This window comes from Cerasibacillus terrae, from assembly GCF_008039555.1.
GTDB lineage: Bacteria > Bacillota > Bacilli > Bacillales > Amphibacillaceae > Cerasibacillus > Cerasibacillus terrae.
Genome location: NZ_VDUW01000006.1, coordinates 30,274 through 57,208 on the forward strand (window position 1 = coordinate 30,274; position 26,935 = coordinate 57,208).

Genomic DNA, 26,935 nt, shown 5'->3' on the forward strand with positions numbered 1-26,935 from the left:
AATTCCAGCCAGATTGATATAAAAAATGCAAACCAGATGTAGTTATTCCGGATTCATGCCCGTAATTGGGAGAAACTAGAAAACGAGTAACGAATAGCTCATAATCGTGCCCGAAATATGGGAAAACTGGAAAACGAGTAACGAATAGCCCATAATCGTGCCCGAAATATGGGAAAACTGGAAAACGAGTAACGAATAGCTCATAATCGTGCCCGAAATATGGGAAAACTAGAAAATGAGTAACGAATAGCTCATAATCGTGCCCGAAATATGGGAAAACTGGAAAACGAGTAACGAATAGCTCATAATCGTGCCCGAAATATGGGAAAACTGGAAAACGAGTAACGAATAGCTCATAATCGTGCCCGAAATATGTGGAAACTAGAAAACGAGTAACGAATAGCTCATATTCGTGCCCGAAATATGTGGAAACTAGAAAACGAGTAACGAATAGCTCATATTCGTGCCCGTAATATGGGAAAACTAGAAAATGAGTAACGAATAGCTCATATTCGTGCCCGTAATTGGGAGAAACTGGAAAACGAGTAACGAATATTCCCTAATACAGCCACAATTAAAAATCTATCAAAACAAACAAAAAATCGCACCGCACCTGAGGATTTCACTTGCAATTCACGCAAAAAACGAATATTATATGTCATGTTGTACATATTATTCGGATTTAAGGTGGTTAGCATGGGAAAATATTTTAAGCTTAAAGAAAACCAAACAACCGTTCAAACAGAATTAGTTGCAGGAACAACAACCTTTATGACAATGGCATATATTATTTTTGTCAACCCAGCGATTTTATCTGCTGCAGGGGTGCCATTTGAACAAGTGTTCATGGCAACCGTTATTTCTGCTATTGTCGGAACATTAATTATGGCGTTATTTGCAAATTATCCGATTGCAATTGCACCTGGAATGGGGTTAAATGCCTATTTCACTAGTGTTGTATTAGCCAACGATTTATCTTATCAAATTGTATTTGGTACGGTATTTTTAGCTGGTATATTATTTTTACTTATTAGTTTTACAAATTTACGTGAAATGATTATCTATGCCATTCCAGGTCCATTAAAATATGGGATCACATCTGGAATTGGCTTATTTATTGCATTTTTAGGTTTGAAAATGTCTGGGATAATTGGTCCAAATGAGGCGAATTTAATTGGTTTAGGAAATCTCTCTGACCCTGTTACATTATTATCTGTTACTGGATTATTAATTACCTTAATCTTGTTAGCTAGGAATGTTAAAGGAGCATTATTTCTTGGTATGCTAATTACAGGGGTAATTGGCTATTTTACAGGTCAATTAGAGATTACGAAAGTAGCATCTCTTCCTCCAATGCCTGTGTTTTTTGATTTGGATATTGCGGGGGTATTTAGCCACGGCCTGTATGCTGTTGTTTTTGCATTTTTATTAGTAACGATGTTTGATACAACAGGGACATTGATTGGTGTTGCGGAACAAGGTGGTTTTATGAAAGATGGAAAACTTCCGCGAGCAAAATCAGCCTTTTTAGCTGATGCATCTGCCACAACAATTGGTGCGATGTTTGGTTCAAGTCCATCAACTGCATATGTTGAATCAACATCTGGGGTGGCTGCAGGTGGTAGAACCGGCTTGACTTCTTTAGTTGTTGCCGTATTGTTTGGATTATCGATTTTCTTCACACCGATCATTCAAGCCATTTCCAATTTACCAGCAATCACGGCTCCGGTTCTAATTATTGTTGGTTGTTTTATGATGTCTGGTTTAGCAAATATTAAATGGAAAGAATTTGATGAAGCATTCCCAGCTTTTGCGATTATTTTAATCATGCCATTAACTTCAAGTATTTCTACAGGAATTGCGGTTGGATTTATATTATATCCGTTTATTAAATTTATGAGTGGAAAAGGAAAAGAAGTACACTGGTTGATCTATTTATTCGGACTTCTGTTTTTCATTCAAATGATTTTCTTTCCAATGTTTTAAATAAGAAAAGGCAAGCACTAATCACGGTTAGTTGCTTGCTTTTTTTATTTTTGTTCTTGCATGTTTTTGAATATAGAGAAGACGGAATAAAAGAGCAATTGCACCAGTACTTAGTCCAACAATAATTCCAACCCAATATCCAAATGGTGAAAGACTTGTATAGTTTGCTAATATCCATCCAGTAGGTAGACCAATCAACCAATAAGATACAAGGGCTATGATTAATGTAGTATTTACATCTTTATAACCACGTAACACCCCTTGCAGTGGGGCACCAAAAGCATCGGCAAATTGATAAATAATTGCATAGGAAATAAATTGAGTTGTAAGCTTTACTACTTCTGGATTGGAATTATATAGTCGCGCAACTGGCTCATCAAATATATATAAAACAAGCCCCGCAAATATAGCAATAAACACTCCACCACTGATTCCTAAATATCCATATGTACGTGCATGGTCTAAGCGTTTTGCTCCAACTTCAAAACCAATTGCAATGGTAAGTGTCATACCAACACTAAGTGGAATCATATATAATAATGAAGCAAAATTCATTGCTGCCGTATGTGCTGCAATGGTGTAGGTGCTATACACACTCATAAACAATGTCACCGCTGAAAAAATACTCGTTTCAAAGAATATTGCAAAACCAATTGGTACACCGATTTTAAGCTGTGCAAGCCATTCTGAAAAAACAGGTTTCATCCAATTGGAGAAAATTTGATACGAATGAAAAGGGCGGATGTTTGTAACAACAGCAATGGCGATGAAACAAACAAGCCAATAAGTAATTGCAGTGGCAATACCAGAACCAATTCCACCAAAAGCAGGAATACCAAATTTCCCAAAAATAAAAATATAATTAAATAAAATATTAAGAGGGAGGGAAATAAGGATAATCGTCATGGATATTCGTGTTTTTCCATGTGCATCAATGAAATTTCGTAAAGTATTAAAAATAAATAATGGAACAACACCTGTAATTAATGCAAGTAAATAATATTTTGCTATTCTGCTTACTTCAGCTTCTAAATCCATTTGATTTAAAATTGGTTCCACGATAAAGAAAATAGCGACCATTACAATCAAGGCCAAAACAGTTGCTAAATAAAGGGCTTGCTGCATTTTCTTCGGTACTTCTGACTCTTTCTTTGCACCAACTAATTGGGCAATAATCGGTGTTACTGCTAATAAGATACCATTAATTCCTGCAAAAATTGGCACCCACAGGCTAGAGCCGATAGCCACACCAGCTAAATCAGTAGCACCAGCTTGACCAGACATAATCGTATCAAAAAAGTTCATCAAATACATGCCTACTTGTGTAACTAAAATAGGTATTAAAATATAGAAAAATAACTTTATCTTTTCTTGTAGTGTTGATGTCTCATACATGAAATTCTTCCTTTTCCCATTGATTTTTAATATGATAAAGTAAATGATTAAAAAAGTTTTCAACCCTATCTTACAATACGTGAAAAAACATGTATAATATATGTTTAGGGTATGAAGAAAAGGGGAAGCGCGTTATGAAAAAGAAACGAATCTTATTTACCGGTGGTGGAACAGCCGGTCATGTGATTGTTAATTTAGCTCTCATCCCAGTATTCCAACGAGAGGGATGGGAAATTGATTATATTGGATCTGAAAATGGAATTGAACGAAAACTAATTGAACCTTTAGATGGTGTTACATATTATCCAATTTCTACTGGTAAATTACGACGGTATATGTCGATTGAAAATATAAAAGATCCATTTAAAGTATTAAAAGGTACATTTCAAGCGTGGCGAATCATTGGCAGTAGAAAACCACAAATTATTTTCTCAAAAGGTGGCTTTGTTTCTGTCCCTGTTATTTTTGCCTCACGTTTGCGCCGTGTCCCAGCAGTGATTCACGAATCTGATTATACGCCAGGTTTAGCAAATAAGCTAGCCTTTCCTTTTGCTAAAAAGATATTAGCTACATTCTCTGAAACAATGGCATATTTACCTGAAAAGAAGGCAGAACATGTTGGTGCGGTTATTCGTGATGAACTTTTTCAAGGTAATAAAAAAACAGGACTAGACATATGTGGATTTACCGCTGAAAAACCAGTCCTCCTTATTATGGGTGGAAGTGGTGGTTCCGAAAAGATCAATCAAGCTGTAAGAAATAGCTTACCGAAACTGTTACCTCTTTTTCAAATCATCCATATTTGTGGACATGGGAAAAAAGATGATTCAATTCAGAAACAAGGCTATATTCAATTTGAATACGTACAGGATGATTTAAATCATCTATTAGCAGCAACCGATTTTGTTTTATCACGGGCAGGGGCAAATGCAATATTTGAGTTTCTAGCCTTACAAATACCAATGCTACTTATCCCACTTTCAAGAGAAGCAAGTAGGGGAGATCAGATTGTTAATGCTCATTCCTTTCGCAAGAAAAATTATGCCCTTGTACTAGAGGAAGAAGATTTAACAGAAGAAACATTGATCCAACATTTGTCTCAATTAAAAGAGGAAGCTACATTTTATAAACAACATCAAAAAACATATCAAAGTGAAAAAACACGGGATAGAGTGATTGAAATTATTAAAGAAAATAGGAAGGACAGATAGAAAAATAACGCCCGGGATTCCGGACGTTATTTTTGTTTATTTTTTAAATGGCCACCAATTCACTTTTCCAAATAAGCGTACCATGATTGGAATAAATAATGGTAATATCACAAAGGCATACAGGAATAGTCCAGTTAAAACTACGGTAGCAATTTGTAAGATGGACAGTACACCAGATGGAAGCATAGCTGAAAATGTTCCACCAAGTATAATTGCTGCTGAAATAATGACAGTTCCCATGTTTTTCATTGCTTTTAATAAACCTTCTTTTATCTCCATGTCCTGATATTCACGGAAACGATCCATTAGGAAAATACTATAGTCGATTCCAAGTGCAATCAACATCACAAAAGCAAAGAAAGGAACAGCCCATGTTAATCCATCAAAACCAGCTAGATTAACAAAAATAAACTCTGCAAATGCCATGGATGTAATATAGGTGATTACTAATGAACCAATTAAATAAATTGGCATGACAAGTGAACGTAAAAGGACTATCAGAATGATAAAGATTCCAATTAACATGAGAATAGCTGTTCTTGTATAATCTTCATCAGAAATATTTTGTAAATCATAATTCGTGCTTGTTACGCCACCTAGTTTCGGATCACTGTCTTTAAAAATAGATTCATCCGAGGCTTCCGTTGTTTTATTTTTTACTTCTTCAACCATCTGTAATGCATCAGTAGAATATGGGTTCATTTCTAGAACAACATCCCATTTTATAATGGTTTTATCCTCATTCATATAAATTTTTGTTGCATCGATAAAATCATCATTTTCTAATGCTTCCTCTGGTATATAAACAAGTGGTTGTGATTCAGGACTGTTGAAGTCTCCTAGGAAATCTTTCAGTTCTGTTAATCCATCTTGAACTTGCTCAAGGCCATCTGCACCGTCCGTTAGGCCATCTGTTAACTCATTAAGCTCCTCGTGCATATCACTAAATGCTTTTTTTAGCTCTTTTTGTCCACCGTAGATTTCAGAAAGTCCATCGGCAAGGGGGGACATCTCTTTGGTTACTTGTTTTTGGGCCTTGCTTGCCTCGTTTAACCCTGGTTCTAATTCCGTTACACCAGCTAATAATTGATTTAACCCGTTTAGAAGTTGTTCTTCACCATTAATTACTTCTTTGAAACCACTATTTAATTTTTCTAGTGGTGTAATGACTTCTTTGTTTAATTGGTTACCTACTTGACCGAGTTTACCTAACTCTGTTTGAAAGGTTTGTAATTGTTTTTTGGTGAGTTCAACAGCTTCCATTGTTCCTTCAATGTTTCCAACTGCTGTTCCGTATGCTGTGTTGTATGCTTTATCTTGCTGTAATTCTGGATTTTCCTTTATAGCAATTTGATAGAGTTGATCTACTTGGTCTTTTGCTATTTGTAATGCCCCAATCATTTCATCCAAATCTTTTGGGTCACCTAACTGGTCTGTATTGATGTCTAATGAGCCAACATCTCGTAATCCAGAAGCAATCGCTTCATATCCTTTCAGTAATTCCTTATTATTTTTAATAATCTCGTTGAGGCTATTTGTGATTGTTTCTAAATTTGTTTTTACTTCACCAGCACCACTAGCACCAGATTGAATTCCTTCCTGGATGGTAGAAAGGGCATTTTTCAATTCAGTAACACCATTTCTTGCTTCATTTGTGCCAGACATGAGAGAATCTACTCCGTCTGTTGCATCATTTAACTGTGGTTTGGCACTATCTATTTCAGTGGAAGCTTCTTTTAGGCCATCTTGAATTTCCTTTAATCCATCTGTTGCTTCTTCCAAGCCGCTTTCGGCAATTTGTGTTTGTTCATCAACTAAAAATTCCTCTATTATAGTTCCACTTGGGCGTGTTGCACTACGAACTTCATCCACCCCGTCTAGCTTATTGATCTCTGCACTAATGGTTTCAATAGCTTGATAGTCCTGCCTTGAATCAATTTTTTCATCGGTTTCCATGACGACCGTTACAGGCATTGCTTGGCCTGGACCGAAGTGATCAGAGATAATATTGAATCCTTTTACTGTTAAGTAATCATCACCAATCTCATCTAGATTGTTGTAGGATTTGACACCATCATAGGAGACAATTGCGGGAACTACAATAATAAGAACAATTAGTAGTGCCCATCCAGGTCGTGTCCAAGAAAATTTACCAGCAGCTCCCCAGATTTTACTTTCTTTATGTTCTACCTTTTTGTTAAAAGGCCAGAATAATCGTTTTCCTAGAAGCATAAGGAAAACAGGAACGAGGGTAAATAAAGCAATTAATACAACTAAAACACCAATAGCTACAGCAACTGCAGATTTATACAATGAAAATGTGGAAAGGCCAATGGTAGAAAAACCGATTAATACAGCGATTGCTGCATAAAATATTGTCTTTCCAGCACCTCTGTAAGTAGCAATAACCGCTTCTTGTGGTGATTCATGGATAATTAATTCTTCTTTAAAACGACTAATCATTAAAATACAGTAATCCGTTCCAATTCCAAACATGACTGCTACCATAAATATTTGTGTGTAGGTAGATAGTGGGAAATTGATGGTATCTGCTAAAATAGAAACAATTCCTTGAGCAGCGAGGTAACTAATTCCCACGGTTAATAACGGAATAAATGGTGCAATAAATGATTTGAAAACCAAAAAGAGAATCACAAGAATTAATCCAACAGTGATGATTTCCGTTTTCTTTAAACCTTCTTCTGAATTGGTAATAATATCTTGGTTAATATAGTCCTCTCCAGTCAAATAATGGGTAACACTTGTATTTTCTAATGTTTTATAAATGTCTTCCTTTGATTGTTCTACCTCTTGATTTTTAAAAGAAACATTAAAAGGAACGAGGATGGTTGTTCCATCTTTAGAAACGGTTTGGGACCGGATTTCATCATGTTCTCTAAAATCAAGGATATCGGAAATAGCTAATGAGTCTTTTTGTTTTTCTAAGCGATCGATTGTCTGTTTTACTTCATCTACTTGTGCCCCTGTTAGTTTATCATTCTCATGAAAGACAATAACAGCACTTGACGTATCTTCATCATGATCTGCATTCATTTGAGATAAGAGTTCATTAGCTTGTTCGGAAGGGGAACCTTCTGGAGTGGTAATCTGTCCTTTTTCACGTACAAGTTCTTGTAAATTGGGAGCTAAGAAAAACAATCCAACAGCAAAAAGTATCCATATAACTACAACCGCCCATCGGAAACGTAAAATTTGTTTCATTATGTATTTCCTCTCTTTCTATTTTAAAATCCCCTATTATCTTCCTTATTGATTGAAATCTTTTCCTTCTAATAGATTGGCCAATCTCTCTAATGAATGAATAAAGGAATAGATTTCTTCTTCTTTAAATTGAGACAGAAGTGGTGTTAGTGCGATAGTCAGTTCCTTCTCAGTAAATTCTACTATTTCCTTCCCATCTGCTGTGACATGTAAGAAAATATTCCTTCGATCTGTTTCATCTTGATTCCTTATAATCAGACCTTTCTTATGTAATCGATTAACTTGGTTGGTGATCGCACTTTTTCCAACCCCAAACGCATGAGCAATGTCTGTACTTGTACAAGCTTCTTGCTGATAGATATATTGAAGTGTTGCAAATTGGTCTGTTGTAATATCTTCATGTACCTTTTCTTTCATAATCTGATTAACTTTCCGGTAAACTGTACTAATACCAATTTGATAGCGATTAATAAGTTCCTTAAATTCCATATAAATAGCTCCTTTTATCGCATATTAACTGACTGTAAGATCTCCACATCAAGAAATCGAGATACTCAAGAATTATAAGTGGAGGATCAACAGTAAGTAAAGGCCCGATTCGTTCAACTTACAATCAGTGGGAGATGAAGAAAACTCCCACTGATTGAAGTTTTACTTTATTATGCGAAAAATGATTCAGATAGTAAATAGTTCACGGGGTGAATAATTAAACTATATCAGGATATAAAAGATGTAGCAAGTGACATGAGGTTTTATGCATTAGACAAAAATCGATTTCATCTTTTATGTTTGTCGTAAATAGACAAAGAAAAATACAGGGAATTGTGACAATTGATGATGCGATTAATGGTGTAAAACAAAAACAATCATTGGAAAATATAATTTGTCATGATTATATGAAGGTAGATAAAGAGGAATATATTAATGATTTGATCCCAAAAGCAATCGAATCAAGATATCCTTTAGCTGTTGTTGATCAAGATGAAAAATTATTAGGTATTATTTTACGTGTTCACGTGTTAGCAGGTCTAGTTTCAGAAGACATAGAATAGAAGAAAGTGAAGTATACCATGACTAATGAATAAAGCAGGAAATCTTCTAGAAGGTTTCCTGCTTTTCTATTTCTATTCTCTTGTTACAACATCTACTTTCCCTGTTTTCGGATCAATCACTAGTCCGTGTACTTTAATATGTTTTGGAAGGAGTGGGTGATTCCGAATAATCGATACACTCTGCATCACAGAATCTTCCACATGGTCAAATCCATGAAATTCTTCTTCAAAATCAATGCCAGCATGTTCCAACGATTGAATCAAATCTGCTTCAATCCCATCATCAATCATTTTTTGCTTTAATTCACTTGGAACGGTATGTGACATACCACAATCATGATGGCCAATGACGGTTACTTCTTCCGCTTGTAATTCATGAACAGCAACTAAAATACCTTTCATAATGGAATCAAATGGTTTCCGGATAATTGCACCAGCGTTTTTCACCATTTTAACATCACCATTTTGAATATTTAATGCTTTTGGAAGGAGTTCAACAAGTCTTGACTCCATACAAGTAAAGATAACCATTCGCTTGTTTGGTATACTATCTGTTTCATAGGCTTCATATTGTTTTCCATCTACAAATTTCTTATTATATTCGAGCATGTCATTTAAATGCATTTGTTTTTCCTCCAACTCAAAAAGTGTCTTATAAAATCTTATCTATTTTAGTATACTATTCCTTTTCCCGTAAAACTATTAAAAACTCATTTATTTATGCAAAAGGTGTAAGATAAATAATATTTACGGAATTATATTGACTTTAAAAATTCAGAATAATATAATTGCTAAAGATTAAGAAAAAGGTGATTACAAATGTGAAATGATCTTACACTGATTGAAGTTTCACTTTATCGATCAAGATTGTGTGATAAAGGTGTCCGGATGGATACTTTCATGTAAGGAGGAAAGACATGTTTTCTGTTTTTAAGAAATTAGATTGGTTTTTTAAATATTATTGGAAGCGGTATTTATTTGCGATTATCGCTTTAATTTTTGCTAGTTTGCTTTCCTTAATCCCTCCCAAATTAGCCGGTTTTTTTATTGATCAAATTCAATACGATACATTAACAATGAAATTATTAACCATACTGATTGTTGGTTATCTCCTATTAGCATTTGTTCATTATACCGTGTCGTTTTTTTGGGATTATACATTATTTAGTGGTGCTGTTATTTTAGAGAAATGGCTGCGTAGTAAACTAATCGCCCATTTTCTAAAAATGTCGCCACCTTTTTTTGAAAAAAATAAGACAGGAGAATTAATGGCCAGAAGTACGAATGATTTAAAAGCCATTGCCTTAACAGCAGGTTTTGGAGTGTTGACATTAGTTGATTCTACTACCTTTATGCTGATGATTATTGCTGTGATGGGGTTTACCATTAGCTGGAAATTAACTGTTGCAGCATTAATTCCATTACCAATCATGGCATTCATCATGAATAAATATGGTTCTGTCATACACAATCGATTCACAGAAGCTCAAGCAGCATTTGGAGAAATGAATACAGGAGTATTAGAATCTGTTCGTGGTATTCGTGTTGTTCGAGCATTTGTGCAAGAAGATGAAGCGAAAGACCGTTTTAGAAATAAGACAGATGAAGTCTATGAGAAGAATATGGCAGTTGCTAAAATTGATGCATTGTTTGAACCAACTATCCAAATTCTTGTCGGTTTATCTTATACGATTGGGATTGGTTATGGAGCATTTCTTGTGTTTAATCAAGCTATTTCATTAGGTGATTTGGTTAGTTTTAATGTGTATTTAGGAATGCTTATTTGGCCAATGTTTGCTGTTGGCGAATTAATTAATGTGATGCAACGTGGGAATGCATCATTAGATCGTGTAAATGACATTCTCCATTATCAAGCAGATGTTAAAAATAGGGAGAATCCGATCATGCTTACCGATGTGAACACGATTTCTTTTGATAAAGTGACTTTCACATACCCTGGCAGTAAGCAGCCAAGCATTGAAAATGTTTCAATTACAGTGAACAAAGGGGATACGATTGGAATCGTCGGGAAAACTGGTGCAGGAAAATCGACCTTGTTTAAATTGTTATTACGTCAATATCCGAGAGTGGAGGGAACAATTGCTTTTTCTGATGTTCCAATAAAGGACCTTGACTTGGAAGAACTGCGTCAATCTATTGCATATGTCCCACAAGAACAAATATTATTTTCTAAAAACATTCGAGAAAACATTCAATTTGGAAAAGAAAAAGCAACAGATGAGGAAATTTTCCAAGTGATGGAGCTTGCTCACTTTTTAAACGATATTAAAGAGCTTCCAAATGGATTAGATACGGAAATAGGGGAAAGTGGTGTGACCTTATCTGGGGGACAAAAACAACGTGTTTCCTTAGCTCGAGCATTTATAAAAAATCCAGAAATATTAATTTTAGATGATGCTATGTCTGCTGTAGATGGCAAAACAGAGGCAAATATTATGAATCATTTAAGGAAAACAAGACAAGGCAAAACAACATTCATTGCTTCCCATCGTCTTTCTGCTGTACGTCATGCGAACCAGATTATTGTTTTAGAAGACGGGAAAATAATGGAACAAGGAACACATGAAAATTTAATCGAAAATAATGGTTGGTATAAAGAACAATATGAATTACAGCAAATGGAGGAGGGAAGCACTTCATGAGGAAACAATCAACGGAAAAGCGTTTATTTCGTTATGCCCTCCCATTTAAAAAAGGAATTATCATTGGGATTATTTGTTTAATGATTGCCACTGCCTTTCAATTAGCTGGTCCACTTATTGCAAAAAAGATTATTGATGATCATATTGTTGGAATTGAGGGGCTTTGGTATGAGGTAGAAAGAAATCAAGACAGATTTACCGTGACATTTCAAGAACATTATTATAAACGTGGTGACCGAATTACAAAAGAGGATGAAGTCATAGGGACACACACCTTATTACAAGTTGATAAAAATTATTATCTTATCAATGGAGAAGCTCCATTAAGTGGAAAAAGGTCAGTAGAAAATCAACAAATAATCATTCAGAATACCGGGGAAAGTGTGGAAATATCTGGGGATAAATTAAGTCTGTCAGAACTTGCCATGTTTGTGAAGCCAGAAAAATGGCCTATTTTTAAGCTCCTTGGTATATATGTGTTATTTCTATTGATTGCAGCGATATTTCAATTTTATCAAACATATATTTTGCAAAAAGCTTCCAATCAAATTGTAAAGGAAATGCGTAATGATCTATTTTCCCATATTCAAAAATTACCAATTCGTTATTTTGTGACAAAACCAGCAGGGAGTATTGTTGCGCGGGTGACCAATGATACAGAAGCAATCCGGGATCTATATGAGCGGGTTCTATCAATCATTGTCACTAGTTTTGTCTATATTCTAGGAATTTTCATTGCGTTATTTATCTTAGATGTGAAGATTGCCCTCATTTGTCTATTTGTCATTCCTTTATTATATGTATGGATGAAGCTGTATAAAAAATATGGGTCTAAATATAATCGTGTCATTCGTTCAACGATTAGTAAAATAAATGGAAATATTAACGAATCAATTCAAGGAATGCCAATTATTCAAGCATTTCAAAAAGAGAAACAAACAAAAGTGGAATTTGAACAATTAAATGAGCAGCACTTTACCTATCAGCGAAAATTACTGAAATTAAATGCACTTGCTTCCTATAATTTAGTGACATTTTTTCGTAATATTACGTTTGCTATTCTCATTTGGCATATGGGATCATTTTCTTTGGAACCTGGAAGTGTTGTGTCAATTGGATTATTCTATGCACTGATTGATTATTTAACACGGCTTTTTGAACCAATTACGAATATCGTCAATCAACTCCCATTAATCGAGCAAGCAAGAGTAGCAGGAACACGCGTGTTCGAAGTCATGGATGAGGAAGCAGAAACGGTGAATCATGAAGCAATTGTACGCTACAAGGGAGATATTTCGTTTGAAGATGTATCTTTTGCTTATGAAGAAGATGATGTGCTAAAAAATATTACCTTTTCAGTTCAAGCTGGAGAGACAGTTGCCTTTGTCGGACATACGGGTTCTGGTAAAAGTTCGTTAATGAATTTGTTATTTCGTTTTTATGATCCACAAGAAGGGGAAATTTCCATTGACAACCAACCAATTCAACAACTGTCACGTCAACAAGTACGAAGTCATATGGGAATTGTTTTACAAGATCCATTTCTGTTTTCTGGGACGATTTTAACGAATGTAACAATGAATGATAAGCGTATTTCGAAAGATGGAGCAATCAATGCATTAAAGGCAGTTGGTGCAGATCAATTTATTGAAAAATTACCGAAAAAGTATGATGCCACTGTAACAGAAGGGGGAACAACATTTTCATTAGGTGAACGCCAATTAATTTCTTTTGCACGTGCATTAGCTTTTGATCCAACCATTTTAGTTTTAGATGAAGCAACAGCAAACATTGATACTGAATCAGAGAATCTAATCCAAGATGCATTACATGTCTTGCAAGAAGGAAGAACAACACTTGTCATTGCCCACCGCTTATCAACCATACGAAACGCAGACAAGATTATTGTGCTAGAACGTGGTATGATAAAAGAAACAGGAAATCATGAGGCATTAATTGCACGAAAAGGAATCTATGAAGAAATGTATCGCATGCAACAAAAGGGAGTACAACAAGTCATGTAAAGAAAATGATGGTGGTTTCATATGAATGATGAACAACATAAACAAGATATCATTGATACCGATTTATATGAAGAAATCGATGACGAGGAAATGTATCGACTTGTGAAAGAAGCACAAAAAGAAGCATTAGAAAAAGAACAAGAGGAAAAAAACAATAAACAGTCAAAACGCCCATTTCCAAAATGGATGTTTTGGCTGATTGCTTTTGCATTAGCATTTCATGTGATGGCGTTACTACCACAAACATTTTCTATTCCAGCAATCGATTTTTTAATCACCTCTGCAAAATTATCGACAGACGATACAATTAAAACCTATAAAAAGGGCGTTGTTGTGATTGAAACAGAGGATAGCCGTGGAACTGGTTTTTCAATTGATGAAAAAGGGACAATTATAACGAATGATCACGTGGTAGACAATGAAGAACAAGTAACGGTAGCTTTTTCAAAACATGGTTTATTCCGAGCAGATGTCATAGAAACCTATCCAGAAATTGATTTAGCGATTTTACAAGTAAGAGAAGGGGAAAATCTTCCCTATCTAACACTTGCAGATAAAACAACTTTTACAGAAAAGGAAAAAATAACCTTCATCGGAAATCCACTTCGTTTTCAAGGGATTGCCAATGAAGGCGAGGTGTTAGAATATATACAACTAGATGGTTGGGATGACCCTGTTGTCATGATTGATGCTCCGGTTTATCGGGGAAACAGTGGCAGTCCCATTATTAACGGGAAGAAAGAAGTCATTGGTGTTGTGTTCGCTACACTTGATCATGAACAACACGGCAATGTTGGACTGTTTATTCCAATTGATTATTTTTACCGCTGATTAACTGGCTGTAAGACCTCCACCTCAAGAATTTGAGATATTCAAGAATTATAAGAGGAGGGTCAACAGCCAGTAAAGGCCCGATTCGTTCAACTAACAATCAGTGGAAGAAGAAAGCTTCCACTGATTGAAGTTTCACTTTATCGCTGATTAACTGGCTGTAAGACCTCCACCTCAAGAATTTGAGCTATTCAAGAATTATAAGTGGAGGGTCAACAGCCAGTAAAGGCCCGATTCGTTCAACTAACAATCAGTGGAAGAAGAAAGCTTCCACTGATTGAAGTTTCACTTTATAAGAAACAATAAGAGGGAATGCCTGTTAAAAGGCATTCCTTTATTTAACCAAAAGTTTTACAAGCCTTATATATTTAAATATGTGGAAGGTGTTGTATATTTCATGGCATGATCTAAATAATATAAGAGGTTATCATGTGAAACTACGATTGTTTGTTTGTCTGATGCGTAGTGAAAGGCATGTAAGAAATCTTGGATTCGTTTTGATAAAATATCATCGTTTGTACGTACCATTAATACAAGCAGATTGTCCCATTCTCCGCACAACATATAATACAGTGCTCTGTCATAATCCGGTATAGATACATCCATTTAAACATCCCCTCCTTAACGTAAGGGTATCTTTATCTTTACCTGCTTTCTATAATATATTTGCAATGTAAAAATGATGTGTATGCCAATTAAAGGTATTTATTTTGAGAATAAATCATTTAGAGGGAAACATACTAAAAGCAAAATGGTAAAGGAGGATGTCAAAATAAATGAAACGAAAAATATTGACTGTTGCAGCAGCATTAACATTATTAAGCGCATGTAATATGAATGATGATGCAGCACGAGACAGAGATGCAGATCCAAATGTGGAGCAAACTCGTTATAATGATAACAATACCGGTATGACAGATGATCGTAATTATAATATCGGTGGAAATTTAGAAAGGGATAATGTAAGAAGTAATGATAATGAGCGCGATAACGATCGTAACGGCGATAATAACCAAGTCGCTGATAATGATAACCGCTATGAAGTTGCCGAGGAAGCAGCAGATAGAATTACGGATAAAATTGCAGAAATCGATCGAGCGTATGTTGTAACAACAGAAAATAATGCGTATGTCGCTGCGCAATTAGATAACGATGATCAGAACGGGGATAGAAACAACGAAAACAACGGAAACAACAATGCCCGTGATAACGATCGTAATAATAATCGTGACAATGGAAATGATCAAGGCCAAGAGTTAACCGATGATGTCAAAGACGAAATTTCCGATATTGTTAAAGCTGTTGATAATGATATTGATAATGTGTTTGTATCAACAAACCCTGACTTCTTTGATTTAACAAATAATTATGTAGACGATGTCGATAATGGTCGTCCAATCCGTGGATTCTTCGATCAATTCGGGAATATGGTTGAACGCTTATTCCCACAAAATAAATAACCAGACTTCAAAAAAAGCGAGTACTTTTTCACGGTGCTCGCTTTTTTGTGATAAAATATGGATATATTCAATGGTAATGGAGGGATTTTATGTCACAGAAAGTATTAGACTATTTACAAACAAATCGAGATCATTTATTGGAAAAACTTACTAAATTCCTATCAATTCCAAGTGTAAGTACTGATCGAAACTATCAAGAACAAGTCCGAGAAGCAGGGCAATTTATAGTTACATATTTAAATGAAATTGGTTTTGATAAGGTTGAACTACAAGAAACCAAAAAACATCCAATTGTTTATGCTGAATACAATCAAGCAGGACCAAAAGCACCGACCGTATTATTCTATGGGCACTATGATGTGCAACCAGCAGACCCTTTAGAAGAATGGGATAGTGAACCATTCCAACCAGAATTACGAAATGGGCGTATTTATGCCCGTGGTGCAAGTGATGATAAAGGGCAAGTGTTTATGCATTTAGCTGTTTTCGAGGCATTTATGAAAACAGAAGGTAAAATTCCACTCAATGTAAAGCTGTGTATTGAAGGGGAAGAAGAAATCGGTAGTGAAAATTTACATCAAATTCTACATGAGAAAAAAGAACAATTTGCTGCAGATTTTGTTGTCATTTCAGATACAGGTATGGTTCAAGACAATCAACCGACAATTATTTATGGATTAAAAGGTTCCACTGGATTTGAAATTACAGTGAATGGTCCAAATCGGGATCTCCATTCTGGTATGTATGGTGGTGCGGTTCGAAATCCAATTATGGCACTAGCGCATATTCTAACATCGATTAAAAATGAGGATGAAGTGATCACAGTTGATGGATTTTACGATGGTGCAGAACAATTATCTGAAAAGGAACGTGAGTTGATAGGAAAAGTAGAAGGAGAAGATTATGTTACTTCAACAGGTGTTCCTGCTACAACCCCTGAAAAAGGTTATACTGCCGAAGAGCATACGATGGCAAGACCAACATTTGAGGTGAATGGAATTTATGGTGGGTATCAAGGAGAAGGAACAAAAACAATTATTCCTTCAAGTGCTACTGCGAAAATTACTTGCCGTTTAGTACCAGGACAAGATCCTGAAAAAATTCAACAATTAATGGAAGAACATATCCACAAAGTTGCTCCAACAGGTGTAACGGTAGAAGTAAAGAAAGAAGAGTTTTCTGCAAAAGCATATAAGGTAGAACCAAACCATGAGCTTATTTTACAAGCAGCAGAAAGTTATAAAAAAGCATTTGGTAAAGATGTTGTCTATGCTCGAATGGGAGGCTCCATCCCTGTTGTAGAATGGCTTGATGCGATTTATAATATCCCGATTGTTTTATTAGGATTTAGTACACCAGAAGACAGACTCCATTCTCCAAATGAAAGCTTTCCATTAAATAGTTTTGATAAAGGAATGGAAACAATCGTTTATTACTGGGATTCATTTCGTAACTAGAACAAAGGAGAGATGTTTCTAAATGGAGAAAATTGCCGTTATAACTGGTACCTCACGGGGATTAGGAGAAGCAATTGCATCTAAATTTTTAGAACAAACAATTCCTGTTATAGGTGTAGCAAGAAATGAAAACAAGAAACTAGATCAATTGGCACAAAAATTTGGCACAACATATCATCATGTAAGATGTGATTTACGTGATTTGGAAGATATGGAATCAGCGTTAATTGATATTTTTTTAGAAATAAATCGTAAGCAGAAGAAGTGTGTATATTTAATAAATAATGCTGCAATGATTGATCCTATCCATCACTCATCCAAACTAAACCATGAGTTATTAGCTGAACATGTCCAAGTCAATGTTACGGCACCAATGGTTTTTACGAATCAATGTTTAAACGAGCTAAATAAAATGGATGGAACACTCATTTGTTCGATGATCACATCAGGAGCAGCAGAACGGGCTATCTACGGTTGGAGTGCATACTGTAGTACAAAAGCTGCCATCAATATGTATACGAAAACGGTAGGATTAGAGCAAGCACATTTAAAAACAAATCATAAAATTATCGCATTTAGTCCAGGGGTAATGGATACAAACATGCAGGTAGAAATTCGTTCCAGTTCCCCGGAACAATTTGCTGATATTACGACATTTAAACAGTATAAAGAAGAACAAAAACTAAGGAAACCGGAAGAAATTGCCAAGGCTTTGATGCAAATTCTACACGCAGAAAAAGAAATTGAAAACGGTAGAATTTATTATGCAAGAGACTATTTATAAGTTCGGAAAAAATCTGCCTGCTGACGGGCAGATTTTTAACTTAAACAAGAAGACATGCAAGATGCATCGATCTATGGTAAACTTTTAGTTGATTTCGTAATAAGATAATAATTATAGAAATGCTGTTAATAGATAGTAAGGAAAGGAAGTAAACGATGATTACGAGAAAAAGCAAACGTGAAATTGAAAAAATGCAAAAAGCAGCAGATTTGCTCGTTTTAACACATAAAGAAATTGCTAAAATGATAAAACCTGGTATTTCCACTATGGAAATTGAACAATTTGTTGATGACTTTTTAGCAAAACATGGAGCAACTGCTGAGCAAAAAGGCTATCAAGGTTATAAATATGCAACATGTGCATCTATCAATGATGAAATATGCCACGGATTCCCTCGCAGTGAACCATTAAAAGATGGGGATATTGTAACCATTGATATGGTCGTTAATTTAAATGGGGCACTTGCTGATTCTGCTTGGACATATGCAGTTGGAGATGTAGATGAAAAAGGGAAACGATTAATGGAAGTAACGAAAAAAGCATTGTATAAAGGTATGGAACAGGCTCGCCACGGAAATCGTCTAGGCGATATCGGTCACGCCATCCAAACTTATGCAGAGGGAGAAGGATTTTCTGTTGTACGTGATTTTACTGGACACGGAATTGGACCGACTATCCATGAAGAACCACATGTCCCGCATTTCGGTTTGAAAGGAAAAGGTATACGCTTAAAAGAGGGAATGACAATTACGATTGAACCGATGTTAAATGAAGGTGCATGGGAAAGTAAAATGGATAAAAATGGTTGGACGGCAAGAACCATCGATAAAGGTCGTTCCGCACAATATGAACATACACTTGTGATCACAAAAGGTGACCCAATTATTTTAACTGATCAAGACCGTGATGTCCCACCGATTGCATAAAAAATGGTTCAGATGGATAAAAAAGACCATCTGAACCATTTTTTTTGACTGTGAAGCTCCCACTGATTGAAGTTTCACTTTATCGCAGATTAACTGGCTGTAAGCCCTCCACATCAAGAATTGGAGATACTGAAGAATAATAAGTGGAGGATCAACAGCCAGTAAAGGCCCGATTCGTTCAACTAACAATCAGTGGGAGAAGAAGAAAACTCCCACTGATTGAAGTTTCACTTTATAATTTAGCATGCTTCGTTTTTCCGCCAAAGATTATTGTAATAACAGGACTTAATAAACAGAAGAATGCAAATGGTAAGTAGGTTAATACTGGAACACTAAGTACATCGGCAATAAAGACCCCACAAACACTCCATGGAACAAGCGGGTTAATGACTGTCCCAGCATCTTCTAGTGTCCGAGATAATGCTTTATTCGATAAACCGACTTTATGATATAAACTTTTATATGTTTCACCTGTTAGCATAATCGATAAATATTGTTCTCCAATTAAAACATTAATTCCAATTGCTGTAAGTGCGGTAGAGACAATGATGGAACGGACCTTTTGTAATTTAGCTTGTAGACTCGATAAAATGGAAGGAATTACACCGGTTACAAATAATAATCCTCCAAAACCAAGGGCAAGAACCACAAGTGAAATCGTAAACAACATACTATTAATTCCGCCTTTTGATAGCAGTTCATTCACTGGTTCAAAACTTGTAGTAGCTGTATAACCATCAAACCAAATCCCCCAAATATCTTTAAATGCAATTCCGCTTGTCCATATAGCTAAACCTGTAGCAACAATACTACTAATGGCAATGGCAAGAAATGCCGGTATTTTGAATATAACACAGATGATTAATACAATTAATGGAATCCACGATGTCCAATGGATTAGTCCTGTTGCTTGTAATGCTTGTAAATAATCATTTGACCCCACAACGGAGTCAGTAGATTCTGGTGAAAGAATTGCAAACAAGATAAATGAAATAATAAATGCTGGAATAGTTGTTAAACTAATATGTTTAATATGTTCAAATAAATCTACTTCAACAATCGTCGAAGCAAGGTTGGTTGTATCGGATAATGGGGACATTTTATCTCCAAAAAAAGCTCCCGATACGATGGCTCCAGCTGTAATAGCAAGAGAGGCATCCATTGCATGCCCAATTCCAATAAAAGCAACACCAATTGTTGCGGTCGTTGTTAAAGAGCTACCGAGTGATACGCCAATAATTGCTGTAACAGAAAAAACAATCGCATAGAAAAAGTGCCCACTAACAATGGAAAAGCCCCAATCAATTAATGCTGGAATGGTCCCACTAATAATCCAACTACTCATTAATACTCCAATTAAAATAAATAAGAATAATGCACCTAAACTATTTCTAGCTCCTTCAAGCATACCACCATGTAAATCTTGAAAAGGTATTTTCTTTAATAGCCCGTAGAGAAATAATAAAAAGATTCCTAATAAAATCGGAATATGTGGGGCAGTCCCAATCCCGATAATATAGTAACTTATCATCCCTACTAAAAAAATGAATATTAAAATTGCTTCTAAAACATGTGGCTTGTGTTTCACTTGGATTGGAAACATTCATATTCCCCCTTTATTTTTTAATTTTTAATATAAAAAAAGCCTCATCCCATAAAAGGGACGAAGCTTGCTCCGCGGTACCACCCTGATTGCTAATGAAAAAATTTCAATAGCCACTTCACTGGTTTATCCTACACATGAAATATGTACTTCCATTTATGCCTGCCAAGACTTGCACCATCCGTCTTGTCTCTACCTGCTGCTCCGACATGCATGTACTCTGTATTTCAGGATATGTATATACAATTAAATATTAGAAATAAATATACACCGTTTTTGGAAATGTGTCAACCGTTACTTGTGAAAATAATCTTTTAAATTTTCAAACAATCTGCTATAATATATGGAAATTTACTCTAAATATATGTTTGATTATTCGAAGGAAAGGGGAAAACATCCAATGACACCAACCAAAACCCAGTCCAATTCCATGATGAAACAAGGAATAAAAGCAGGATTTCCAATTGTTATTGGTTATTTACCAGTTGCGATTACATTTGGTGTCTTAGCAAAACAGACTGGTTTATCCTTATTTGAGTTAACAAGTATGAGCATATTTGTCTATGCTGGAGCCAGTCAATTTATGGCAGTGAATATGATTGGTTTAGGTGTCAGTGCGACGGAAATCATCTTGGCTACGTTTATATTAAATTTTCGTCATTTTGTCATGAGTTTTTCTTTCATGAATCAATTGCGGATGATTCCACTTCGCGTAAAAGTACCATTAACCCTTGGATTAACAGATGAAACATTTGCTGTTTCTTCTATGTATACAGAAGAAGCAAAGAAAGAAAAAGGTGATATATTTTATCTCACTTTATTAATTACTGCTTATCTTTCTTGGATTGGTGGATCCTTTTTAGGTGGTTTACTTGGGAATATTATTCCGGAGAAATTAAGTCAAAGTATGGGAATTGCTCTTTATGCGATGTTTATCGGTTTAATTATTCCTCCGATTAAAAAAGAATTAAAACTCGGACTGATTGCCCTTGTTGCGATGATTACAAATACCATTTGTAGTGAAGTATTTCTGTTAAGTAGCGGATGGTCTATTGTCATTGGCACCATTATTGGTGGGCTAAGTGGTGTATTCATACAGAAAGAAGGGAATATATGATTTTTCTTATCATCCTTGGCATGGCCCTTGTTACGATGATTCCACGTATCATTCCAGCATTTATTGTTGATCATTTAATATTTAAAGATTGGGTCAATCGGTTTTTAAATGCGATACCATATGCAGCCTTAGGAGCGTTAATCTTTCCTGCAATATTATATGTCATACCAGACAAACCAATCATCGGACTTGTTGGTGGAGTCATTGCCATTCTTTTATCTTTAATGAATTTAAATATTATTTTAATAGTGATTGGGGCGATTTTGACCGTCTTTATTTTATCGCAGATTAACTGGCTGTAAGATCTCCATATCAGGAATTCGAGATACTTTAAGAATTATAAGCGGAGGATAAACAGCCAGTAAAGGCCCGATTTGTTCAACTAACAATCAGTGGGAGATGAAGAAAAATCCCACTGATTGAAGTTTCACTTTATCGATATAAAAAATTTTGAAAAATAATTAAAAAATCATTGCAATTATTCAAAAAATTTGGGATAATAGATAAAAGATAATATCTATTTTAGTAAGATGGACATTTTTACACTTTTATTACTAAACCGAGGTAGATATTAGGAACAAGGGGGTACGTTCCATGAATAAAGAGAAGGTGGTATATCGTTTTAAGCGACACCAGGGGAAGGTTATTCAAGCTAAACGAGAAGTTTCCTATGAAATCATGCTTACGTCCCGACTTATTTTAGATGAATTATGTTTCCAGTGGAATAAAGAACAATTAGTCGATGCCATTAATGAGTCCATTGAAAAGAAAGATCATGAAGCATTTAAAAAATACAGTGAAGCATATCGACAATTTGTTTGGGAATAGAGTATGTACGCTGATAGGGTCTTATCAGATGATGATAAGACTCTATTTAACGCGCCTTACTGGAAAAAGTTCACCTTCTTTACAAGAATTTTACAAAAAACGATGCCTACTTCTGCTATGCTACAAGTAAGGAGGCTAATAAAAAATGAAGAAGAAAAAGAAAGGTACCTTTAGTTGGATTCTGTATGATTTTGGTAATTCAGCTTTTGCTACGACAATCATGGCCGCTGTTCTCCCTACTTTTTATTATGATGTTGCGGCAAAGGGTTTGGATAGTAGTTTAGCAACAAGTTATTGGGGCTATTCCCAATCGATTGCTGCATTAATTGTAGCGATATTAGGTCCAATTTTAGGAGCCATTAGTGACTTTTCGCATGCTAAAAAGAAATTCTTACGTTTCTTTTGCTATATGGGAGTGATAGCAAGTATTTTATTAGCTTTTGTAGGTGAAGGGGACTACATATTTGCCTCGGTTCTTCTAATCATTGGTACGATTGGTTTTTCTGGAGGAAATGTGTTCTATGATGCTTTTCTCCCGGAAATTGCAGAAGGAGATGAGATGGACCGTGTCTCTAGCCACGGATTTGCTTGGGGTTATATTGGTGGAGGAATTTTACTTGCCATCAATTTATTAATGATTTTAAAACATGATTGGTTTGGTATTCCAAATGCAACAGTTGCGAGTCAAGTTTCATTTGCTTCTGTCGGTGTTTGGTGGTTTATTTTCTCTATTCCGTTATTTAAAAATATCCGTGAAGAGAAAAAAACTGTTGTCAAAAGAAATCAATCTTATGTTTCCATTGGCTTTTCAAGGGTAGCGAATACATTTAAAGAGATTAAGCAATATAAGCAATTATTATTATTTTTACTTGCTTTTTGGTTATATAACGATGGGATATCAACCATTATTAAAATGGCAACAATTTACGGAAAAGATATTAATATCGGTACGAATGATTTAATAGCTGCACTTTTAATTACTCAATTTATTGGAATTCCATGTACTTTCTTTTTTGGCTGGTTAGCTAAAAAGTTGTCGGCGAAATCAGCATTAACGATTTCATTATATGCGTATTTAGCAATCGTTGTTTTAGGGTATTTCATGTCCTCTGCATTTCATTTTTATATTTTAGCTATTTGTGTTGGCTTTGTTCAAGGTGGAGCACAGTCTTTAAGTCGGTCCATTTATGGAAGGATGGTTCCAGCGAATAAACATGCTGAATTCTTTGGGTTTTACGGAATTTCATCGAAGTTTTCTGCTGTATTTGGACCATTCTTATTTGCTTTAGTTGGGCAATTAACTGGTTCCAGTAGATTGGGAATCATTTCACTCGTTTTCTTTTTTATTGCCGGTATTATCTTATTGAAGTTTGTCAATATTGATCAAGGAATAAAAGAAGCACAGGGAGAAACTAAAGCATCTTAAAAATAAGAAAATCAGGCTAACCCTACATAGCCTGATTTTTCTATTCAATTAAAGAATCACTATATTGATTCACTACATTTAATGCAAGGTCTTTTCCAGTATCATAAGATATATTCCCAATCATTAATGTTAGCTGTGTTTTTAAAGATTCATTTGGTTCTACCCAGTACTTTATTACATTTGCCATGATATCACAGGCCTCTACTTTACTTTTATTATAAAGATCAATAAAACTTTTAGTAGACGGTTCTTTTGTAGCGGGGTGATACCAAGTGTGGTGGTTTAAGTTTAGGTAGTCTTTATCATCTGTTACCGGACGGTGGGAATACGCAGAAATGATGGATTTAAATACTGTATTTTTCCAACCATATGGATCATACAGTAATCTCTGAGCAAACTTCATATCTCGATATGATTTTTGAATATATTTTACTAAATTGAAAGTCAAATCAGGATAATGTTTTTGGATGTTTTTTTCTAATAATGTCCCAATATCTTTAGGTAAGAAAAAGCCAACATCGATCTCTTTATATACTGGTAATTTCCATGTTTTCAAATGATGATATTTTTCCATGATTAAGGTATCAATGATTACTTCAAGTCTTTGATGATTATTTCCTTTATATCCTGCACGGTAATGAATGTATGGATGTGTATTTCGATCGAGAATATGATGTGTTATAAAACCAAATACATATGCTTGAATCTGTTCATCCATTGTTTTTGCTTTATCAATTAAATCCATGATAAAAGGTCCACAATGTTTAGTGTGAAGGACAGTTCCAATCTGTTCATCTGGATTATGCTTTATCCATGGCCAAAATTGATAATAAAAGAATAAATCAGGTCCCTGTGCTCCTAATTTCATGAATCTTTCATTCAGAAAAAAGGGTGTATGTGTTTTAGAAATGGAATCGACAACCTCTTCACAGAAAAGGATGTGTGTCCATATATTTGGCATGTCTATCTCTCCTTACATGATCATCCAAGTAAGTGGAATACATTCGTTATTTTTTTGTAAAAGAACAATATACATCTTATTCTTATTATAAGACATTATGAAGCTCATTTTGGCTATTCCGTAGATTGTTACTTGTTTTGTAACAATCTACATTTTTTAGGATGTTATTTTCTAAAAAATTGCCGCGCATTAACTGGTTGTACGACCTCCACATCAAGAATTTGAGTTACTTAAGAATAATAAGTGGAGGATCAACAGCTAGTAAAAGCTCGATTTGTTCAACTAACAATCAGTGGGAGATGAGGAAACTTCCCACTGATTGAAGTTTCACTATATCGTATGTGAAGAAAATATTAAAAACGATCTAACATTAAAGGTTGATGTGTATGGCTCGGAGCCAACAATAATCTATTCAAAAAGAAATCTTAGTAAAGATATTTGAAGAATATATAATCTTATTATCTATATGAGAAATTTGGTACAATATATACTGGAAGTTAAAGTAAAATTATAAGGAGGAACGAGAAATGGAATTTCGTATTGAACATGACACATTAGGGGAAATAAAGGTTCCAGCTGATAAGCATTGGGGAGCACAAACACAAAGAAGTAAACAAAACTTCCCAATTGGAAATGAAACAATGCCACAAGAGGTAATCCGTGCATTTGCTATTTTGAAAAAAAGTACAGCAAAAGCAAATCATAAACTTGGTCTATTAGAAGAGAAAAAAGCACAAGCAATTGCACATGCTGCAGACCTTGTATTAGAAGGAAAATTAGATGAGCATTTTCCGCTTGTTGTATGGCAAACAGGTAGCGGTACACAATCCAATATGAACGTGAATGAAGTATTAGCACATGTTGGAAATGACTGGCTAAAAGAACAAGGAAGTGATTTAGTATTACATCCAAATGATGATGTTAACAAATCACAAAGTTCGAATGATACATATCCAACGGCATTACATGTATCTGCTGTGTTGAAATTAGAAGATACAGTATTACCTGCAATTGAACAAATAAAAGCAACTGTAAAAGAAAAAATGGAAGCGTTCATGGATGTAGTTAAAATTGGTCGTACGCATTTGCAAGACGCTACACCATTAACATTAGGCCAAGAAATTAGTGGCTGGCACCGCATGTTAGAAAGGTCAGAAATGATGGTTAAAGAAAGTGCCGATCATCTAAAAGAGTTAGCAATCGGTGGTACTGCTGTTGGAACAGGATTAAACGCACATCCTGACTTTTCCAAACTCGTTTGTGAAGCAATTAGTAACGAAACAGGAAAAACATTTACATCTGCACCGAATAAATTTCATTCTTTAACAAGTTATGATGAATTAGTATATGCACATGGAGCATTAAAAGCATTAGCAGCTGACATGATGAAAATTGCTAACGATGTTCGTTGGTTAGCAAGTGGCCCACGCTGTGGTATTGGAGAAATTACAATTCCATCAAATGAACCAGGAAGTTCCATTATGCCAGGAAAAGTAAATCCAACCCAATCTGAGGCAGTGACAATGGTTGTTGCTCAGGTGATGGGAAATGATGCAACAATTGGTTTTGCAGCAAGTCAAGGTAATTTTGAATTAAATGTGTTTAAACCAGTTATGGCTTATAATTTCTTGCAATCATGTCAATTATTAGGTGATTCGATGCGTTCATTTGACGAACGATGTGTTCGTGGAATCGAACCAAATCATGAGCAAATCGAGAAAAACTTAAATGATTCTTTAATGCTTGTAACTGCATTAAATCCACATATTGGCTACGAAAATGCGGCTAAAATTGCCAAAACAGCTTATGAAAATAATGCAACATTAAAAGAAACGGCTGTTGAATTAGGTTTACTAACAGAAGAACAATTTGATGAATATGTTGTTCCAAAAGAAATGACACAGCCGAAATAAAAATGATTTCTGCCGAAGAACGTGATTGTTCTTCGGCTTTTTTAATGAGTTTAAAATTTTAGCAAACTATACACAA

22 protein-coding genes are annotated in these 26,935 nt (G+C 35.1%); 15 read left to right on the plus strand and 7 right to left on the minus strand.

All coding sequences use genetic code 11. The features are described from left to right. The first annotated feature begins 696 nt into the window (after positions 1–696). Positions 697–1,986, plus strand: coding sequence for an NCS2 family permease (locus FHP05_RS09700; RefSeq protein WP_147667520.1), 1,290 nt, complete (start codon positions 697–699; stop codon positions 1,984–1,986). A gap of 27 nt (positions 1,987–2,013) precedes the next feature. On the opposite strand, the gene FHP05_RS09705 is transcribed toward FHP05_RS09700, so the two are convergent. Next, positions 2,014–3,381, minus strand: coding sequence for an MATE family efflux transporter (locus FHP05_RS09705; protein ID WP_147667522.1), 1,368 nt, complete (start codon positions 3,379–3,381; stop codon positions 2,014–2,016). A 134-nt stretch (positions 3,382–3,515) separates the two neighbouring features. Between FHP05_RS09705 and FHP05_RS09710 the strand changes: the two genes are divergently transcribed. Continuing rightward, positions 3,516–4,592 carry an undecaprenyldiphospho-muramoylpentapeptide beta-N-acetylglucosaminyltransferase gene (locus tag FHP05_RS09710; protein WP_147667523.1) on the plus strand — a complete coding sequence of 359 codons (1,077 nt, stop codon included), beginning with the start codon at positions 3,516–3,518 and terminating at the stop codon, positions 4,590–4,592. 36 nt (positions 4,593–4,628) lie between these two features. Here FHP05_RS09710 and FHP05_RS09715 read toward each other — a convergent pair whose 3' ends face one another. Both FHP05_RS09715 and FHP05_RS09720 read right to left on the minus strand, forming a co-directional pair. Next, a complete protein-coding gene (locus tag FHP05_RS09715; protein ID WP_147667526.1) occupies positions 4,629–7,814 on the minus strand; it encodes an MMPL family transporter in 3,186 nt (1,061 codons plus the stop codon). 45 nt (positions 7,815–7,859) lie between these two features. Next, positions 7,860–8,303, minus strand: coding sequence for a MarR family winged helix-turn-helix transcriptional regulator (locus tag FHP05_RS09720; RefSeq protein ID WP_147667529.1), 444 nt, complete (start codon positions 8,301–8,303; stop codon positions 7,860–7,862). A gap of 296 nt (positions 8,304–8,599) precedes the next feature. On the opposite strand from FHP05_RS09720, the gene FHP05_RS09725 reads away from it, so the two are divergent. Further along, the gene (locus FHP05_RS09725) at positions 8,600–8,866 is read left to right on the plus strand and encodes a CBS domain-containing protein (RefSeq protein WP_230973979.1); all 267 of its coding nucleotides are present in this window, start codon (positions 8,600–8,602) and stop codon (positions 8,864–8,866) included. Between the two features lie 72 nt (positions 8,867–8,938). Here the strand turns inward: FHP05_RS09725 and FHP05_RS09730 are convergent, their stop codons facing one another. Then, a complete protein-coding gene (locus FHP05_RS09730; RefSeq protein WP_147667532.1) occupies positions 8,939–9,490 on the minus strand; it encodes a beta-class carbonic anhydrase in 552 nt (183 codons plus the stop codon). A 293-nt stretch (positions 9,491–9,783) separates the two neighbouring features. Here FHP05_RS09730 and FHP05_RS09735 point away from each other — a divergent pair, with 293 nt between their 5' ends. The 3 genes from FHP05_RS09735 to FHP05_RS09745 are packed head-to-tail and all read left to right on the plus strand — an operon-like array spanning position 9,784 to position 14,384. Further along, complete coding sequence (locus tag FHP05_RS09735) at positions 9,784–11,529, plus strand: ABC transporter ATP-binding protein (protein ID WP_147667534.1); 1,746 nt, start codon at positions 9,784–9,786, stop codon at positions 11,527–11,529. Next, positions 11,526–13,553, plus strand: coding sequence for an ABC transporter ATP-binding protein (locus tag FHP05_RS09740; RefSeq protein ID WP_147667537.1), 2,028 nt, complete (start codon positions 11,526–11,528; stop codon positions 13,551–13,553). Before FHP05_RS09735 ends, FHP05_RS09740 begins: the two co-directional genes overlap by 4 nt. A gap of 21 nt (positions 13,554–13,574) precedes the next feature. After that, a complete protein-coding gene (locus FHP05_RS09745) occupies positions 13,575–14,384 on the plus strand; it encodes a S1C family serine protease (protein WP_147667539.1) in 810 nt (269 codons plus the stop codon). Positions 14,385–14,744: 360 nt separating this feature from the next. On the opposite strand, the gene FHP05_RS09750 is transcribed toward FHP05_RS09745, so the two are convergent. Further along, entirely contained in the window at positions 14,745–14,990 is a 246-nt protein-coding gene (locus FHP05_RS09750) for a YhdB family protein (RefSeq protein WP_147667542.1), read from the minus strand. 170 nt (positions 14,991–15,160) lie between these two features. Here FHP05_RS09750 and FHP05_RS09755 point away from each other — a divergent pair, with 170 nt between their 5' ends. The 4 genes from FHP05_RS09755 to map all read left to right on the plus strand — a co-directional run bounded on the left by FHP05_RS09755 (position 15,161) and on the right by map (position 19,011). Then, positions 15,161–15,844, plus strand: a complete 684-nt coding sequence (locus FHP05_RS09755) for a YhcN/YlaJ family sporulation lipoprotein (RefSeq protein WP_147667545.1) — start codon at positions 15,161–15,163, stop codon at positions 15,842–15,844. An 89-nt stretch (positions 15,845–15,933) separates the two neighbouring features. After that, on the plus strand, positions 15,934–17,301 hold the full coding sequence (locus tag FHP05_RS09760; protein ID WP_147667548.1) for a dipeptidase: 1,368 nt from the start codon (positions 15,934–15,936) through the stop codon (positions 17,299–17,301). Between the two features lie 22 nt (positions 17,302–17,323). Beyond that, a complete protein-coding gene (locus FHP05_RS09765) occupies positions 17,324–18,085 on the plus strand; it encodes a (S)-benzoin forming benzil reductase (RefSeq protein ID WP_147667551.1) in 762 nt (253 codons plus the stop codon). A gap of 155 nt (positions 18,086–18,240) precedes the next feature. Further along, on the plus strand, positions 18,241–19,011 hold the full coding sequence (gene map, locus FHP05_RS09770; RefSeq protein WP_147667554.1) for a type I methionyl aminopeptidase: 771 nt from the start codon (positions 18,241–18,243) through the stop codon (positions 19,009–19,011). A 232-nt stretch (positions 19,012–19,243) separates the two neighbouring features. Here the strand turns inward: map and nhaC are convergent, their stop codons facing one another. After that, positions 19,244–20,614, minus strand: coding sequence for a Na+/H+ antiporter NhaC (nhaC, locus tag FHP05_RS09775; protein ID WP_147667557.1), 1,371 nt, complete (start codon positions 20,612–20,614; stop codon positions 19,244–19,246). A 400-nt stretch (positions 20,615–21,014) separates the two neighbouring features. Here nhaC and FHP05_RS09780 point away from each other — a divergent pair, with 400 nt between their 5' ends. From FHP05_RS09780 to FHP05_RS09795, 4 genes are all read left to right on the plus strand, one after another. Continuing rightward, the gene (locus FHP05_RS09780) at positions 21,015–21,731 is read left to right on the plus strand and encodes an AzlC family ABC transporter permease (RefSeq protein WP_147667560.1); all 717 of its coding nucleotides are present in this window, start codon (positions 21,015–21,017) and stop codon (positions 21,729–21,731) included. Further along, positions 21,728–22,033, plus strand: a complete 306-nt coding sequence (locus FHP05_RS09785) for an AzlD domain-containing protein (protein WP_147667563.1) — start codon at positions 21,728–21,730, stop codon at positions 22,031–22,033. Before FHP05_RS09780 ends, FHP05_RS09785 begins: the two co-directional genes overlap by 4 nt. 292 nt (positions 22,034–22,325) lie before the next feature. Then, entirely contained in the window at positions 22,326–22,559 is a 234-nt protein-coding gene (locus FHP05_RS09790; RefSeq protein ID WP_147667565.1) for an IDEAL domain-containing protein, read from the plus strand. Positions 22,560–22,704: 145 nt separating this feature from the next. Then, positions 22,705–23,985, plus strand: a complete 1,281-nt coding sequence (locus FHP05_RS09795; protein WP_147667568.1) for an MFS transporter — start codon at positions 22,705–22,707, stop codon at positions 23,983–23,985. Between the two features lie 40 nt (positions 23,986–24,025). Here FHP05_RS09795 and FHP05_RS09800 read toward each other — a convergent pair whose 3' ends face one another. Next, the gene (locus tag FHP05_RS09800; protein ID WP_147667570.1) at positions 24,026–24,946 is read right to left on the minus strand and encodes a zinc dependent phospholipase C family protein; all 921 of its coding nucleotides are present in this window, start codon (positions 24,944–24,946) and stop codon (positions 24,026–24,028) included. A gap of 527 nt (positions 24,947–25,473) precedes the next feature. Between FHP05_RS09800 and fumC the strand changes: the two genes are divergently transcribed. Beyond that, the gene (gene fumC / locus FHP05_RS09805) at positions 25,474–26,859 is read left to right on the plus strand and encodes a class II fumarate hydratase (protein WP_147667573.1); all 1,386 of its coding nucleotides are present in this window, start codon (positions 25,474–25,476) and stop codon (positions 26,857–26,859) included. Positions 26,860–26,935 lie beyond the last annotated feature (76 nt).

What these genes read in the sequence shown, in the direction of transcription:
- FHP05_RS09800 (WP_147667570.1), bottom strand. Translation starts at nt 24,946, where the DNA reads ATGCCAAATATATGGACACACATCCTTTTCTGTGAAGAGGTTGTCGAT.
- FHP05_RS09785 (WP_147667563.1), top strand. Translation starts at nt 21,728, where the DNA reads ATGATTTTTCTTATCATCCTTGGCATGGCCCTTGTTACGATGATTCCA.
- FHP05_RS09725 (WP_230973979.1), top strand. Translation starts at nt 8,600, where the DNA reads ATGTTTGTCGTAAATAGACAAAGAAAAATACAGGGAATTGTGACAATT.
- map (WP_147667554.1), top strand. Translation starts at nt 18,241, where the DNA reads ATGATTACGAGAAAAAGCAAACGTGAAATTGAAAAAATGCAAAAAGCA.
- FHP05_RS09715 (WP_147667526.1), bottom strand. Translation starts at nt 7,814, where the DNA reads ATGAAACAAATTTTACGTTTCCGATGGGCGGTTGTAGTTATATGGATA.
- fumC (WP_147667573.1), top strand. Translation starts at nt 25,474, where the DNA reads ATGGAATTTCGTATTGAACATGACACATTAGGGGAAATAAAGGTTCCA.
- FHP05_RS09795 (WP_147667568.1), top strand. Translation starts at nt 22,705, where the DNA reads ATGAAGAAGAAAAAGAAAGGTACCTTTAGTTGGATTCTGTATGATTTT.
- FHP05_RS09700 (WP_147667520.1), top strand. Translation starts at nt 697, where the DNA reads ATGGGAAAATATTTTAAGCTTAAAGAAAACCAAACAACCGTTCAAACA.
- FHP05_RS09745 (WP_147667539.1), top strand. Translation starts at nt 13,575, where the DNA reads ATGAATGATGAACAACATAAACAAGATATCATTGATACCGATTTATAT.
- FHP05_RS09790 (WP_147667565.1), top strand. Translation starts at nt 22,326, where the DNA reads ATGAATAAAGAGAAGGTGGTATATCGTTTTAAGCGACACCAGGGGAAG.
- FHP05_RS09750 (WP_147667542.1), bottom strand. Translation starts at nt 14,990, where the DNA reads ATGGATGTATCTATACCGGATTATGACAGAGCACTGTATTATATGTTG.
- FHP05_RS09765 (WP_147667551.1), top strand. Translation starts at nt 17,324, where the DNA reads ATGGAGAAAATTGCCGTTATAACTGGTACCTCACGGGGATTAGGAGAA.
- FHP05_RS09720 (WP_147667529.1), bottom strand. Translation starts at nt 8,303, where the DNA reads ATGGAATTTAAGGAACTTATTAATCGCTATCAAATTGGTATTAGTACA.
- FHP05_RS09735 (WP_147667534.1), top strand. Translation starts at nt 9,784, where the DNA reads ATGTTTTCTGTTTTTAAGAAATTAGATTGGTTTTTTAAATATTATTGG.
- FHP05_RS09705 (WP_147667522.1), bottom strand. Translation starts at nt 3,381, where the DNA reads ATGTATGAGACATCAACACTACAAGAAAAGATAAAGTTATTTTTCTAT.
- FHP05_RS09760 (WP_147667548.1), top strand. Translation starts at nt 15,934, where the DNA reads ATGTCACAGAAAGTATTAGACTATTTACAAACAAATCGAGATCATTTA.
- FHP05_RS09780 (WP_147667560.1), top strand. Translation starts at nt 21,015, where the DNA reads ATGACACCAACCAAAACCCAGTCCAATTCCATGATGAAACAAGGAATA.
- nhaC (WP_147667557.1), bottom strand. Translation starts at nt 20,614, where the DNA reads ATGTTTCCAATCCAAGTGAAACACAAGCCACATGTTTTAGAAGCAATT.
- FHP05_RS09710 (WP_147667523.1), top strand. Translation starts at nt 3,516, where the DNA reads ATGAAAAAGAAACGAATCTTATTTACCGGTGGTGGAACAGCCGGTCAT.
- FHP05_RS09730 (WP_147667532.1), bottom strand. Translation starts at nt 9,490, where the DNA reads ATGCATTTAAATGACATGCTCGAATATAATAAGAAATTTGTAGATGGA.
- FHP05_RS09740 (WP_147667537.1), top strand. Translation starts at nt 11,526, where the DNA reads ATGAGGAAACAATCAACGGAAAAGCGTTTATTTCGTTATGCCCTCCCA.
- FHP05_RS09755 (WP_147667545.1), top strand. Translation starts at nt 15,161, where the DNA reads ATGAAACGAAAAATATTGACTGTTGCAGCAGCATTAACATTATTAAGC.